The following is a 14,749-nucleotide window of genomic DNA, read 5'->3' as shown; positions in this document are numbered from 1 at the left end:
CCAGCAGGGGAGCCACCTATTCGTGAGTATGATGGACGTCTCCTCCTTTAATCCAATTAAAATCCCGAGGCGATCGGTTATGCTTCCGTAACTATCAGTTTCACGTGAAACGAAGCATCAAAGATTCTTATCCCATATAACCTATCTTTGAAAACCGCGTTCGATCGAAGACAAAAGCTTGTTCCACGTGAAACATTAACAAGGCGAGAGGTAAGAATAAAAAACCTCCGATTATAAGTCAGAGGCTTTTCGCAATCATCTATCAAGAAGCTTATTTAGATTCCTTCCGGAGAAATTTCTCATACTTGTCCAGGTAATGATCTTCTTTTGCCCTCATCAGCTTTTCCTCCTTTGCTGTTTTATCCCTGTATCCACACAAATGAAGCGCACCATGAAAGATTACCCGGTGAAGCTCGCGGGTCTGTGTCTGCTCCAATTGTTGTGCATTGTCCTTCACCCGCTCTACACTGATAAAGATATCACCCTCCACAGGTTCTCCTTTTGGCTGAAGTTCGAACGTAATAATATCGGTATAGTAATCATGCCTGAGATAGGTCTTGTTGATCTCCAAAATCTTCTCATCACTACAAAAAATGTAATTCAGGTGTTGAAGTTTTTTTCCCTCGCTACGGAACAACGAAATTATAAATTGCTTTAATAAGCGACGATGCCGAAGCGTGACAGGATGCTCGGAGAAAAATGATACTGAAGATGTTACTATGCTCATTTTTCAAAATTCGTAAACAAACCCCAGAATACAACGTTAGCTTTGCAGGAATACAACACCATGGAAACATTACTGTCAGAACTCAAGCCCGGACAAGAAGCGATCATCAAGGAATTCACGTCAGAAGAAATTTTTCTGAAACTCATGGAAATGGGTTGCCTGCCAGGTGAAAAAATCGTGGTGGAAAATGTGGCACCACTCGGAGATCCGGTGTCCGTAGCAGTTGCGGGTTATACACTCAGCCTTCGGAAAAACGAAGCTGGCCATATTGTTGTTGATACAATTGATTGATATTCAATTTTTTAGATGAAAGTCGGTTTATTTTTCGGTTCCTTCAATCCTATTCATACCGGTCACCTGATCATCGCAAACCACCTGCTCAATCAAACCGGTTTGCAGAAGATTTGGTTTGTGATCTCTCCGCAGAATCCTTTCAAGGAAAGCAAAACTTTACTCAACGAGTACGACCGCCTGCACCTGGTACGCGTAGCGATCGATGGTGATGATCGTCTCCGGGCTTCCGATATCGAGTTCTCTTTGCCCAAACCGTCTTATACCGCCACCACATTGACGCACCTCGCCGAAAAATACCCCGGCTACGAATTCAGTATCATAATGGGCGGTGACAGTTTTCAGAATCTGGGTAAGTGGCACAACGCGTCTTTCATTATTAATAATTACCCAATCTACGTTTACGATCGTCCGGGTTTTCCGATTAACAACGAACTGAATGCAGATTTGCACCAGGCGAATGCTCCATTACTTGAGATTTCCGCCACGCAGATCCGCCAGCTTATCCGCGACGGTAAATCTATCCGCTATCTCGTGCCCGAAAATGTGAGAGACGAGATCGAAAAGGGAGGCTACTATAAAAAATAACGTTTGTTACCAAAAGTAACCAAGAGCAAGGCACACGATTACGATCACAGGTGCCGGAAGTTTCGAATAAGCCAGCAATAAACTCGTCCCGGCAATCACACCGATATTCATCAGGCTTACTGTCTTTACATCGATGAGCGATATATCTTTCATCAGGTAAAAGGTGGAACCGATCATGATCCCCATCACCACCGCATTGATACCTTCCAGCGAACGGTAGATGACCGCATATTTTTTCAGGTTGTTCCAGATCGGAAAAAAGAATAACACCAATAATGCACTCGGCAGAAAAATAGCGATCGACCCAATGATACAGCCGACGGTTTGCATTTCTGGCCCCATGTCTTTCAACGCCATTCCACCGGTAAAAGACGCGATCGAAAATACTGGTCCCGGTACCGCACGCACGATCCCCATCCCGGTGTACATGTCGTTTTTGTCGATCTGAATTACGTTGGGGTTTTTTTCTTTCACCACCTCTGGACGCACGCTGAACTGTTCGATCATCATTGGCATCAACACCTGCCCGCCGCCAAACACCAGGCTGCCCATCCGGTAGGTGTTCTCGAAAAGGTTCAACGGCTTTCGATGGGTCCATTCATTTTTTCTCGCCGTTTCACTGAGTACACCGGCCGCAAGAAAGATGATACCAAACAACCAGAAATTCCACCACCTTATTTTCCTCGGTTTCTCGTGTACCTGCGGAATCCGTTTGTGACTGAGATTGGTAGTAACACCCCCAATGAGGATCAGCGCCGGAAAAATAAATGGTGAACGGAAAAAGAAAAATGTGATAAGACTACCTACCAGCATGATCACTGTAGTGATCGTATTTTTTACGGCATGGGGAAATGCAGTGAAACAGGAATACAGCAGAAACCCCACCGCCATCGGCGCAATGAATTTGAATATATCTGTATGTAACGCCCGCTGGTCGATGTACCGGAGCAGAAACGACAGCATCCCCATTAAAAAACATGCAGGCAAAATCCAGATAGCCAGTGTAAGAATGGCCAGCGGAACACCACCGCGTTTATAACCAATGAGCGTAATCGTTTGGGTGGAAGACGCACCGGGCAACAACTGACAAAATGCATTGTACTCGAGTAATTCCTGCTCTGTTATATAAGGTGTCTGCCGCACAAATGTTTTCATCATCATGCCCATATGCGCCTGCGGACCGCCGTATGCAGTGACGGCGTGCAACAGTACCGATTTCAGAAATGAAAAATGGCGCAGTAACATAGCAGGGGTTCTTGGCGTACAAGGTATAACTTTTTGGACGTCGTTTTTTATAAAAACTTTTGACCGTTCGTATGATGCTTCGCTTTGCGACATTTAAACTAAATTCATACAAATTCCAGCCAATGCGCCTGCTGCTGCCCCTTCTTTTTATTTCCGCATTTGCCCATGCGCAATTGCCGAAAAAAATTTCGGATGCCATCGATAAAGTTGAACCGAAATGTATCGCCTGGCGACATCAGCTTCACCAGCATCCTGAACTCGGCAACCGCGAGTTCAAAACAGCTAAACTGGTCGCCGATCATTTGCGGCAATTGGGTTTGGAAGTAAAAGAACAGGTAGCAAAAACCGGCGTGGTTGCCATTCTCAAAGGAGGCAAACCTGGTCCCTGCATTGCGCTGCGGGCAGACATGGATGCCTTACCCGTGACCGAGCGCGTGCCGTTGCCTTATGCCTCAAAAGTAAAAACACAATATAATAATGAAGAAGTAGGTGTGATGCATGCCTGCGGACATGATACACATGTGGCCATGCTGATGAGTGTGGCGGAAGTATTGACGGCTTATCGTTCGGAACTGAAAGGCACCGTAAAGTTTATTTTTCAACCCGCCGAAGAAGGAGCACCCGACGGGGAAGAGGGAGGGGCTGCATTGATGGTAAAGGAAGGCGTGATGGAAAATCCCCGTGTCGACGCGGTTTTTGGTTTACATATCGAATCAAATATTGAAGCGGGCACGATCGAATACAAACCCGGCGCTTTCATGGCCGCTGCCGATTTTTTTTCCATTAAAATAAAAGGCCGCGCAAGTCACGGATCTCAACCGTGGAAAGGCGCCGATCCGATTGCCGCTGCTGCGCAGATCATCAACGGCCTGCAGTATATCGTAAGCCGTTATTCAGAATTGACCAAAGCGCCGGTGGTTATCACGGTCGGAAAAATTCAGTCAGGTGTACGTAATAATATTATTCCGGAAGAGTGCACCATGCTCGGAACGATCCGCACACTCGACAGTGCCATGCAACTCCGGGTGCACGAACAGTTTTACAAAACCATCCGCCTGATCGGCGAGGCCGCCGGCGTGCAGACCGAAGCTGTGATCGATACAAAAACATTGGTCACGTTCAATGATCCTGCATTGGTCAATCGCACATTGCCATCGCTGCGCGCCGCGTTGGGTGCCGACCGCGTAAAAGAAAGAGAATGGGTAACCGGCGCGGAAGATTTTTCTTATTACGGCACGAAGGCTCCCGCTTTCTTTTTTTACCTCGGCGGTATGCCGGCCGGAAACGATCCGGCCAAAGCCCCGCCTCATCATACACCCGACTTTTTTGTGGATGACAGCGGCATGAAACCCGGCATCCGCGCATTCTGTCAAATCGTAATCGACTTTCTGAAATGAGACGAAATTTTTCTATTCTATTCCTCGGCCTTTTTTTCTCCGTTGCATCGTTTGCACAACAGACAGATAAAAAACTGGAAACCCGCTTGCGCGAAGCCGTGTCTGGCTTCAACGGTGATATCGGTATTTATGTAAAAAATCTAAAGACCGGAAAAATTGCCGTTTTCAATGCGGATACTGTTTTTCCAACCGCCAGTATTGTGAAAGTACCGATCCTGCTGGGGGTTATGCAAAAACTCGAACGCGGTGAATTGTTCTACGATTCAACCATTACTTACCGCGACTCATTGCTCTACGCCGGAGAAGATATTCTCGGTTCTTTTAAGGATGGCGAAAAAATAAGATTGAAAAAAGTGATGATGCTGATGATGACTACCAGCGACAATACTGCCAGCCTTTGGTTACAAGGCCTGGCTGGTGGCGGCACACGCATCAACCAGCTTTTAGACAGTCTTGGTTTCAAAGACACACGCGTCAATTCCAGAACACCCGGCCGCGAAGACATCCGAAAAATATATGGTTGGGGACAAACAACTCCGAAGGAAATGGGAGAGATCTTCGAACGGATTTATCGTAACCAGGTTTTTTCTCCGGCTGCCTGCGATCGCATGATGCGCTGCATGGGTCGCAATTTCTGGGACCAGGAAGAAGCGATTTCCGTCATTCCACCTTACATCGAAGTGTTCAGCAAAAATGGTTGCGTAGACCAATCCCGGAATGAAGCATTGCTGGTGAATGCTCCAAACAACCCCTATATCTTCTGCATTTTTACCAAAAACAATAAAGACCGTAGCTGGCGGAAAAGTAACGAGGCCTGGACGCTTACGCGAAAAATTTCAACGATGTTGTGGGAGTATTTTGAACCGAAAGATAAATGGACGCCGTTACCTGAATAGTTGGTAAACCAGCCAGCTCATGGCATAAGCCAATGCCGTCATGTACACCAGTTGTATCGCAGGCCATTTCCAGGAGCGCGTTTCTCTGCGGACGATCGCGAGCGTACTCATACATTGCATGGCAAATACGTAAAAGACCATGAGTGACACTCCGGTTGCCAGTGTATACACGGGCGTGCCATCCGCGCGAACAGCCGCATGCATTTTTTCCTTGAGTGTGGCGTTTTCTTCGCCGTCATCTTCCACACTATAAAGAGTAGCCATAGTGCCGACGAATACTTCACGCGCTGCAAAAGAAGTGATCAGGGCAATGCCAATTTTCCAATCATATCCCAACGGACTTACTACCGGTTCGATCGCTTTACCGGCAATGCCGACATAGGAATTTTCCAGATGCTCGTTGTCGTAGTCAAACTTGAGTTGGGTTGAGTCGGCGCCGGGTTGCGCGAGTGCTGCTTCGTATTTTTCTGTAACGCGGTGCATCCGGTCGCCGGGACCAAATGATTGTAATACCCAAAGTACAAGGCTGATGATCATGATCACTTTACCGGCCTGCAACACAAAGATCTTGGCCTTCTCTACCATCGTGTTCAATACATTCTTCCAGCGAGGTGAATGATATACCGGCAATTCAAGAATGAAGAAACTTTTTTCGTTGATGTTGATAAACCATTTTGCTACATAAGAAACGATCAGTGCCATTACAAATCCGAGCAGGTAAAGTCCGAGCATCACCAGGCCCTGCAGGCCAATGAATCCAAGCAAATAATTATTGGGAATCACCAGTCCGATGAGAATGGTGTATACCGGCAAACGTGCCGAACAACTCATCAACGGAGTAATGAGAATCGTCAGTAATCTTTCTTTCCTGTTTTCGATATTGCGTGCACTCATCACGGCGGGAATGGCACAGGCAAATCCACTGATCATGGGCATGACACTTTTCCCGTTCAAACCCACGCTTCGCATAAGCCGGTCGGTCAGAAAACTGATCCGCGCCATGTAACCGGTATCTTCCAATATGGTAATTAATCCGAACAGAATGGCGATCTGTGGAACAAAGATGACGATGCCACCAAGACCGGCGATGATACCGTTGATAAGCAGATCGGTCCAGCCGTTTTCGGGAAGCACGGAAGATAACCATCCGCTGAATGACGCCGTGCCCGCGTCGATCCAGTCCATCGGATAACTGGCCAGCCAGAATACACTTTGGAAAAGTAAAAAAAGTACGGCCAGCAAAATCAGGTAACCCCAACGGCGATGCAGCAAAAGGTTGTCGATCTTTTCGGTGACCCGTGATTTTTGCAATGGATCGGGCACGGATACCGCCACCTGCATGATATGTTTGATACGACCGTATCGTTGCAATATTTCTTCGGCCTGCGTCTTCGTTGGATTGAATGCATTTTTCTGCTCGATGGATTCGATGCGATCCTGCATATCCACGGGCAGATCAAATGATTCGTGATTGATCAGGTAATGAATGGCCGTGTAGTCACCGATGCCGGGAATTTCTTTTTTCAGATCACTGACCGGTGCCCCGGCAAGTGCCTGCAGATCGATAAAGTTATTGACCGGTGGTTTGTAAAGCCCCTGCGCTGTTTGCTCGATTGCTTTTTTCAAAGCCGGAATGCCTTTTTGCTTTCTCGGATTGACAGCAACAACGGGTACGCCCAATTCACGTTCAAGTTCCGGGGTATCGATTTTGATTCCTTTGCGTGCGGCAAGATCGGTCATGGTCAGTACCACTACGATCGGGAGTTTGAGGTCGATGAGCTGTGTACAAAAAAGAAGGTTGCGCTGGAGATTACTGGCGTCGACAACGGCAAGAAAAACATCTGCCTTCACCGTTTTGTCCTGGCCGAGCAACACTTTATAGCTTACCCATTCATCCAGCCGGCGCGGATACAAACTATAAGATCCGGGAAGATCCGTTATTTCAGCCTCACCCGTACCCAGTTGCATGAACCCGGTTTTTTTGTCGACTGTTACGCCCGGAAAATTGCCGACCTTCTGATTCAGACCAGTCAGGCAATTAAACAAGGAACTTTTCCCGCTATTGGGGTTTCCGACGAGCGCGATATGTAGCTTTTCTTTTTTCAACAAAACGATTGCAAAAATAACCCCGCGCGGGTTATAACCGTTTACGAATTACGATTTTATACAAAGATTTAAGGGTAGAGGGCCGGGTTGGTTGTCTTATCTATTAATGTATAATTCAATATTTTACCCAGTTTGCGGTATGCAGAATTATGCTGAATAGTTCTATTTTCGTCCTTCGTGAAAAAAGCCATCGTTATAGGAAGCGGATTTGCGGGTCTTTCTGCTGCGTCGTTTCTCGCCCGCGCGGGTTGGGATGTGACCGTTTTGGAGAAAAATGCCACCCCCGGCGGACGTGCCCGTATCCTGAAAGCCGAAGGTTTTACTTTCGACATGGGACCGAGCTGGTATTGGATGCCGGACGTTTTCGAACGCTTTTTTGCATGTTTTGGTAAAAAAGTGAGCGATTATTATCACCTTGACCGGCTGGATCCGTCCTATCGTGTATACTGGCAGGACGGGCCGATGGATCTTCCCGCTTCTTACGAAGAACTGAAACAGTTATTTGAATCGATAGAATCCGGCAGCGGCGCAAAGCTCGACCAGTTTATGCAGGGAGCGGCCTACAAATACGAAGTTGGTATCAACAAGCTCGTGCACAAACCCGGTCGCTCATGGGCCGAGTTCCTGGATTGGGATGTGGCAAAAGGCGTATTTAAACTGGATGTGCTGACCAATATGAAAAAGCATATCCGCAAATATTTCCGCGACCCCAAACTGCAGCAACTGATGGAGTTCCCGGTTTTGTTTTTAGGAGCGCTTCCTGAAAATACACCGGCACTTTACAGCCTGATGAACTATGCTGACATGTGTCTGGGTACCTGGTATCCGCAGGGAGGGATGTACCAGGTGGTGGATGCGATGTATCAACTGGCACAGGAACAGGGAGTGAAATTCCGTTTCAATACGCCGGCGACAGGCATCCAGACGGGCCATGGTCGTGCAACGGGCGTACGTTATACGGATGCCTCCGGAAAAGAAGGAAGTCTCGAAGCCGATGTGGTAGTAGGAGCCGCAGATTATCATTTCATCGAAACAAAACTGCTGGCACCCGAAGACCGTTCGTATAGTGAGTCATATTGGAACAAACGCGTGATGGCGCCGAGTTGCCTGTTGTATTATGTGGGATTGAACAAAAAACTACCCGGCATATTGCATCACTCTTTGTTCTTCGATACGGATTTTGGTGTGCATGGAAAAGAGATCTATCGCTCGCGTGAATGGCCATCGGATCCTTTGTTTTATGTATGTGCACCGTCCGTAACCGATGAAACGGTAGCGCCGGCCGGTTGCGAAAACCTCTTTTTCCTGATTCCTGTAGCCACGGGACTGGAAGGAGATACGGAAGAATTGCGGGAAAAATATTTCAGGCAGATTCTCCGCCGTTATGAAGAACAGACAGGCACTTCCGTGGAAGATGCCATTATATATAAGAAAAGTTATTCCGTCAGCGATTTCACGACGGACTATCATTCTTTTAAAGGAAATGCCTACGGGCTGGCTAATACGCTGAGCCAGACCGCAGTATTGAAACCTTCCTGCCGGAGTTCGAAAATCAGGAACCTGTTTTATGCAGGCCAACTGACGGTTCCCGGGCCGGGAGTGCCGCCCAGCCTGATCAGCGGCGAAGTGGTAGCGGGAGAAGTAGCCCGTGTTTTTAGTCATTGATCAGGCAACCGCCAACGGGGAAAAACCATCTCCGGAGGTGTCAGTTTCCTAAAAAAGCGTAAATTAATAGCCGAACAGACAGACATATCTTTAACCAAAACGAATAACCAGTCCTTAAACCGATTGAATGCGATGATGCAGCTATTTCATGATCTATGTGAACAGTGCAGTAAGGCCACGACGGAAAAGTACAGCACATCCTTCAGCAGTGCTATCCGGCTGCTTCATGCAGATCTCCGCAAACCGATCTTCAATATTTACGGCTTCGTGCGCCTGGCCGATGAGATTGTAGATACTTTCCATGAATACGATAAGGAAACGCTCCTGTTCGAATTCAAGAAAGAAACCTATGCGTCAATCGAAAGGGGCATCAGCCTCAACCCGATTCTGCACAGCTTTCAGAAAACCGTGCGTGAATACAACATCGATCATGAACTGATCGAAGCGTTTTTCCAAAGCATGGAAATGGACCTCAGCAAAACAAAATACAATAGCTGCGGATACAAAGAATACATCTATGGCAGTGCGGAAGTGGTAGGACTGATGTGTCTGTTCGTATTCTGCGAAGGCAACCGCGACATGTATGCAAAGCTGAAACCTTCAGCGCAATCATTGGGTGCGGCCTTTCAGAAGGTAAACTTCCTGCGTGATGTAAAAGCAGACTACGAACACCTCAACCGGACTTATTTTCCCGGCGTAGACTTCCGCAACTTCACCCTCGACATGAAACGCGAGATTGAAGATGATATCGCGAAAGATTTTGAAGATGCGTATAAAGGCATACTGGAATTACCGGTGAAAGCGCGCTTCGGAGTGTACGTTGCTTACAAATATTATCTGTCTCTTTTCAAAAAAATAAAACGAACGGCGCCTTCCTGCATTCTCGAGCAGCGAATCCGCATTCCCAATTACGGCAAAGCATACATCGTAGCAAAAGCCGGCGTGCGAAGCCAGTTCAATATACTATAGCTATGGATGTGATCCTGGTGGACGAACATGATGTTGAGTTGGGAACGATGGAAAAGATGGAAGCGCACAGGCAGGCGGTACTGCACCGGGCCTTCAGCATTTTTATTTTCAACGAAAAAAAAGAATTGCTCCTGCACCAGCGTGCGCTGAGCAAATATCACAGCGGTGGCTTGTGGACCAACACCTGCTGCAGTCATCCTTTTCCCGGAGAAAAAACAGCGGATGCCGCTTCGCGGCGATTGCAGGAAGAAATGGGGTTCAATACTCCGCTTCAGCATGCTTTTTCGTTTGTATACAAGGCACCTTTCGACAACGGCCTTACCGAACATGAATACGACCATGTATTTACCGGCACCTACGAAGGAGCCGTGTCTCCCGATCCGGACGAAGTAGCCGATTATTGCTACAAACCTGTTGAGGAAATTGTGCAGTCCATGCAAACGCATCCGCAGAAATATACCGAGTGGTTCAAGATCGCGCTTCCAAGACTGATGGCTTTTTTACAGGAAAAAAATAGCGGTGCTTAAAAATTTATCCATTTATCAAAAGGCAACAGCCGTTGCTGCGCTGTTCCATGTAATCGGAGCGGTGGGCATGTTGTTTTTTCCGCATGAGTTTTTTTTGACGGCGACGCCCTTCAATCTGCTATTGATGATGGGTCTTTTGTTCTGGACGCAAAAGCCGCGCAACACGGGCTTCTGGATATTTGTGCTTTGCTGTTTTGTGGCGGGCATGACCGTGGAAATAGTGGGCGTGCAGACCTCGGCCTTGTTTGGTCATTATAATTATGGCTGGATCATGGGCATCAAAGTATTGGGTGTGCCGCTGATGCTGGGCGTCAACTGGTTCATGGTCGTATACATCAGTGCTATTACCACGTGGCGGTTGCTGTCAGGCACGGCACCCTTGATAAAGATAATTGTCACGGCATTGTTAGCCGTGGGGTATGACTGGCTGATGGAACCTGTTGCGATCAGATTGGGATACTGGCAATGGGGCGGTGACGGATCTGTGCCGGTATATAACTATATCACCTGGTTTTTGGTAAGTATGCTGCTGGCCGCGATTTTTCACTGGTGTAAAGTCTCAAAGGATAATAAATTCGGTGTAAATTTGTTGCTCATACAACTCCTGTTCTTTTTGGTACTTCGCATCTTTTTAACCTAAACGTTCATCCGGCGCCATGAGCATATTATTGTACATAGGCATTGCATTAGCCACGTTTGTGCTGATGGAGGGTTTTACCTGGTGCCTGCATCGTTATGTGATGCATGGATTTTTATGGTACCTGCACAAAGACCATCACCAGCCGGAGCCGGGCTTTTTTGAAAAGAACGATGCCTTCTTTCTCATTTTCGCTATTCCAAGCTGGTTGCTGATCATGCTGGGAGTAATGAACCAGGCTTACTGGTCCATTGCCATCGGGGCGGGTCTGAGTCTTTATGGCTTCGCCTATTTCATGGTGCACGATGTGATCATCCACCAGCGGTTCAAATGGTTTTCCCGCAGCAACAATACCTATATCCGTACGCTTCGCTGGGCGCACAAGATGCACCATAAGCATCTGGACAAACATGACGGCGAAAGCTTTGGTATGCTTTGGGTGGCAAAAAAATATTGGGAGAAAGTGCAGGCGGACAAAAAACGCAAAGCTTCCGGCCGCGGAGTCGCCTATCCTACCATTGAAAAGTCTGAATCCTGATTTTCCGTGAACAGTCATTACACGTACTATATCATACTGGCAGCATCGCTCGCCGGTCCGTTGGCGCTTAGCTTTGATAAAAAAGTAGCGTTTTATAAAAGGTGGAAATACCTGGTTATTCCCATGCTGATTCCAGCTGCACTTTATGTTGCCTGGGATTCCTTTTTCACGAAGGAAGGCGTATGGTGGTTTAATGAAAAATATATTACAGGGCATCGCCTTTTCGGATTACCTATCGAGGAAATACTTTTCTTTTTCGTAGTGCCGTACTGTTGCGTGTTTGTATATGAATGTATCCGTTGTTATTTTCCCAATCTTAAAAAGAAGGTATGGGGTAACCGGGTGCTGCAGTTGATAGCAGTATTGTCTATTATCGCCGGTGCAGTCTTCTACGATAAATATTATACCTCCTGGACCTTTTTCTTCCTCGGCATCTTTATCGGTATGGTGTATGTATGGAAGTCATGGTTCAAAGGCTTTGATGCGGTCTCGTTTGTGGTATCGTATATCATCATCCTGGTGCCGTTTTTGATAGTAAATGGTTTCCTTACGGCTATTCCGGTGGTGTTGTATAACGATGCGGAAAATCTCGGCATCCGCATGTATACCATTCCTTTTGAAGATACTTTTTACGGCATGTTATTAATCATGATGAACGTGGCGCTTTATGAGCGTGTTCTCAAAAGAGAACAATTCAAAAGTAAAAACTCAAAAGGGTAAACAGCCATAATAAGTTGTAAGTAATCCTTCGCGTCTTTGCCCCTTATGCATCCTTGCGTGAACCGGCGCCGCTTTCACGCAAAGTCGCTAAGAAATTAAGTCGCGAAGGCCAATGAATCTCCATTCAACATTTTTGAATTTTTAATTTTGCTTATGAAAATTCATCATCTCAATTGCCTCAAAATCGTAACGCCGGTTAATGACGATGTGATCGGACATTGCCTGCTGCTCGAAGATCCTGCGGGTCTTGCTTTGGTGGATGCGGGTATGGGCATGCTCGATGCACAACAACCACAGACGCGCGTGGGTCAGACACTCATCGACCTCGTGGGGTTCAGATTGGATGAAGACCTGGCCGCCTATAAACAAATCGGTCTGCTCGGACTCGATCCCCTGCTCGTGAAGCAAGCCGTTATTTCCCATCTCGATCCGGATCATATCGGCGGCCTCGCAGATTTTTCCGGAATGACCATACACGTTGGTGCAGAAGAACTCGCCAATTTCAACAGCGGCAATCAACGTTACCTGCCGCATCAGTTATCACACAACCCCGAGATCATTGCGTATAAGGCTGGCGACGAAAAATGGATGGGACTCGAAGCCCGCGAAGTGAAGTTGGGCTTTAGCTCACGCGTTTATCTTGTGCCGTTGTTTGGCCATACGCGCGGACATTGCGGTGTCGCCATCGAACAAGGTGACCGCTGGGTGTTGTATGTTGGCGATGCTTATTATTTACGGGGAGAATTGGAAGATCCCGAACATCCCGTTACCGCACTGGCCATTGCAAGAGCCGATGACAATGAACAAAGATTGGCGAGCCTCGATAAAATCAGGAAATTAATAAAGGAACATCCGGAAGTAGAGGTGTTTGGTTACCACGATAGAAGCGAGTTAAAACTTTCTTAGCGTCTTTGCTCCTTATGTTGCTTTGCGTGATACGCGGCTTCGGTTCACGCAGAGACGCCAAGAAATTAAGGCGCAAAGGCAGATCGCCGTTATCGTTTCAACTTTCCCGTGCTTGTCATCTCCAGCGATTCGACCACCCGCATTCTTTGCGGCGCTTTGAAATTGGAGAGTTTTTGCCGGCAATAGGTCATTACTTTTTCTATATTGATGTCCGCATTTTTCTCCACCACAATTTCTGCTTCTATCAACTGCCCCATCAATGGATGCGGAACGCTGCTCACTTTTGCCTGAAGAATACCGGGATAAGTTTCGATCACCGCTTCCACTTCTTCCGGAAAAACTTTTATACCCGACACATTGATCACCGACTTCGCACGCCCTTCTATTTTTACCAGGCCATCTTCCGTTTTGCTGGCGTAGTCTGCGGTCAGAAAATAACCATTGACCAACACTTCTGCACTGCGTTTGGCGGGTTTCAGGTAAGCATCAAACATACCCGGACCGCGAATACCCAGGTAGCCCGTATGCCCCGGCGGAAGTGGTTGATAGTTGTCATCCAGAATACCAATATCGTATCCCGGCAATGCGTAGCCTACCGCATCAGGATGCTCCGCTGATTTGCGCAGGTTCATCATGGGCAAGCCGATTTCAATAATGCCATAAGCCTGGCTCACGTCTTTACCGAATCTTGCGCGGAAGTCGTTGCATACATCCACGCCAATACCTGCGGACGTAGAGATGATTTTTTTCAGCGACGGCAATTGCTCTTCACTTTTATCATGCGCCATCAACCGTATCTGCAGGGGCGAGGCATAGATCATCGTGCCGTTGTGGTCGTTGGTCATGCGAATGATATTGCGCGCGAGAAAATCACTGACCACTGCTATGGCGGCGCCGAAACGCACATACAATACAATCGACACCACAAAGTGATAGGCCATTGGCAAAACCCACACTACCACATCTTCCGGCCCCAGCTCCAGGCCACGGTTCGCGGCTTCAATGCGATCTATTACCGTTTTTTGTGATAGTACTACGCCCTTCGACGTGCCCGTTGTGCCCGAAGTAAAACGGACAAACACCGGATGATCTACATGCGGAGCAAAGGGATAGTCTGCGTCAATAGTTGTCGGGGAAAAATAAAAGCCTCCTCCGGAAAGGGCCAGCGGTTCACGCTGATCATTTTCATTGGTTATACCAATGTATTCTTCCAGTAAAAAATGAAGCCCGGCATCGGCGATGCATTGCGCTGTTTCTTCTTTTTTTAATAAATGATAGAGTGGCATCACGGCAGCACCACATCCGGCTACGGCAAATAGTCCGATGATGAAATAGCGGCCGTTGTGCGCTTTCATGCCAACTGCATGCCCGGAGGTTACGCCTTGTTGTTGTAGCTGTGCTTTCAGCAGCTCCGTTTCATTCCACAACATATCAAAGGTCATGGTGCCGTATTCGTCGATCACGGCTGGCCGTTGCGGCCAGTTGATCGCGGCTTGCCGCAACACCTCATATACGGGCTGGTCATTCATCTCGTGAA

Annotated in this window: 15 protein-coding genes; 11 read left to right on the top strand and 4 right to left on the bottom strand. The window is 47.5% G+C overall.

All coding sequences use genetic code 11. The annotated features are described in order from the left end of the window. Window positions 1–271: 271 nt before the first annotated feature. Window positions 272–727 (bottom strand): rRNA maturation RNase YbeY, encoded by a 456-nt coding sequence (gene ybeY / locus H608_RS0101350; RefSeq protein WP_028786091.1) that lies wholly within the window; start codon window positions 725–727, stop codon window positions 272–274. A 60-nt stretch (window positions 728–787) separates the two neighbouring features. On the opposite strand from ybeY, the gene H608_RS0101345 reads away from it, so the two are divergent. Further along, on the top strand, window positions 788–1,018 hold the full coding sequence (locus H608_RS0101345) for a FeoA family protein (protein WP_038006618.1): 231 nt from the start codon (window positions 788–790) through the stop codon (window positions 1,016–1,018). A 15-nt stretch (window positions 1,019–1,033) separates the two neighbouring features. After that, entirely contained in the window at window positions 1,034–1,606 is a 573-nt protein-coding gene (gene nadD, locus H608_RS0101340) for a nicotinate (nicotinamide) nucleotide adenylyltransferase (protein ID WP_028786089.1), read from the top strand. A 6-nt stretch (window positions 1,607–1,612) separates the two neighbouring features. On the opposite strand, the gene H608_RS0101335 is transcribed toward nadD, so the two are convergent. After that, window positions 1,613–2,851, bottom strand: a complete 1,239-nt coding sequence (locus H608_RS0101335; protein WP_028786088.1) for a chromate transporter — start codon at window positions 2,849–2,851, stop codon at window positions 1,613–1,615. A gap of 122 nt (window positions 2,852–2,973) precedes the next feature. On the opposite strand from H608_RS0101335, the gene H608_RS0101330 reads away from it, so the two are divergent. Both H608_RS0101330 and H608_RS0101325 read left to right on the top strand, forming a co-directional pair. Continuing rightward, window positions 2,974–4,248, top strand: a complete 1,275-nt coding sequence (locus tag H608_RS0101330; RefSeq protein ID WP_028786087.1) for an amidohydrolase — start codon at window positions 2,974–2,976, stop codon at window positions 4,246–4,248. Beyond that, window positions 4,245–5,144: a serine hydrolase gene (locus H608_RS0101325; RefSeq protein WP_028786086.1), complete on the top strand. Its 900-nt coding sequence runs from the start codon at window positions 4,245–4,247 to the stop codon at window positions 5,142–5,144. Before H608_RS0101330 ends, H608_RS0101325 begins: the two co-directional genes overlap by 4 nt. Here H608_RS0101325 and feoB read toward each other — a convergent pair. Next, the gene (gene feoB, locus H608_RS0101320) at window positions 5,133–7,190 is read right to left on the bottom strand and encodes a ferrous iron transport protein B (protein WP_245565702.1); all 2,058 of its coding nucleotides are present in this window, start codon (window positions 7,188–7,190) and stop codon (window positions 5,133–5,135) included. The genes H608_RS0101325 and feoB overlap by 12 nt on opposite strands. Window positions 7,191–7,427: 237 nt before the next feature. Here feoB and H608_RS0101315 point away from each other — a divergent pair, with 237 nt between their 5' ends. The 7 genes from H608_RS0101315 (at window position 7,428) to H608_RS0101285 (ending at window position 13,212) form a co-directional block, all read left to right on the top strand. Further along, entirely contained in the window at window positions 7,428–8,915 is a 1,488-nt protein-coding gene (locus H608_RS0101315) for a phytoene desaturase family protein (protein WP_211227009.1), read from the top strand. A 132-nt stretch (window positions 8,916–9,047) separates the two neighbouring features. Further along, a complete protein-coding gene (locus H608_RS0101310) occupies window positions 9,048–9,884 on the top strand; it encodes a phytoene/squalene synthase family protein (RefSeq protein ID WP_028786083.1) in 837 nt (278 codons plus the stop codon). A gap of 2 nt (window positions 9,885–9,886) precedes the next feature. Next, window positions 9,887–10,411: an isopentenyl-diphosphate Delta-isomerase gene (gene idi, locus H608_RS0101305; RefSeq protein WP_038006615.1), complete on the top strand. Its 525-nt coding sequence runs from the start codon at window positions 9,887–9,889 to the stop codon at window positions 10,409–10,411. Next, complete coding sequence (locus H608_RS20850) at window positions 10,404–11,051, top strand: carotenoid biosynthesis protein (RefSeq protein WP_051267901.1); 648 nt, start codon at window positions 10,404–10,406, stop codon at window positions 11,049–11,051. Before idi ends, H608_RS20850 begins: the two co-directional genes overlap by 8 nt. A 16-nt stretch (window positions 11,052–11,067) precedes the next feature. Continuing rightward, entirely contained in the window at window positions 11,068–11,586 is a 519-nt protein-coding gene (locus tag H608_RS20845) for a sterol desaturase family protein (protein WP_051267900.1), read from the top strand. 6 nt (window positions 11,587–11,592) lie between these two features. Further along, on the top strand, window positions 11,593–12,306 hold the full coding sequence (locus tag H608_RS0101290; RefSeq protein WP_028786081.1) for a lycopene cyclase domain-containing protein: 714 nt from the start codon (window positions 11,593–11,595) through the stop codon (window positions 12,304–12,306). A gap of 153 nt (window positions 12,307–12,459) precedes the next feature. Beyond that, window positions 12,460–13,212, top strand: a complete 753-nt coding sequence (locus H608_RS0101285) for an MBL fold metallo-hydrolase (protein ID WP_028786080.1) — start codon at window positions 12,460–12,462, stop codon at window positions 13,210–13,212. A gap of 89 nt (window positions 13,213–13,301) precedes the next feature. Here H608_RS0101285 and H608_RS0101280 read toward each other — a convergent pair whose 3' ends face one another. Then, on the bottom strand, window positions 13,302–14,741 hold the full coding sequence (locus H608_RS0101280; protein WP_028786079.1) for a class I adenylate-forming enzyme family protein: 1,440 nt from the start codon (window positions 14,739–14,741) through the stop codon (window positions 13,302–13,304). Between the last annotated feature and the right edge of the window lie 8 nt (window positions 14,742–14,749).

It is taken from the genome of Terrimonas ferruginea DSM 30193, from assembly GCF_000425585.1.
GTDB classification, from domain to species: domain Bacteria; phylum Bacteroidota; class Bacteroidia; order Chitinophagales; family Chitinophagaceae; genus Terrimonas; species Terrimonas ferruginea.
This window is presented reverse-complemented; position numbering and strand designations above follow the sequence as displayed.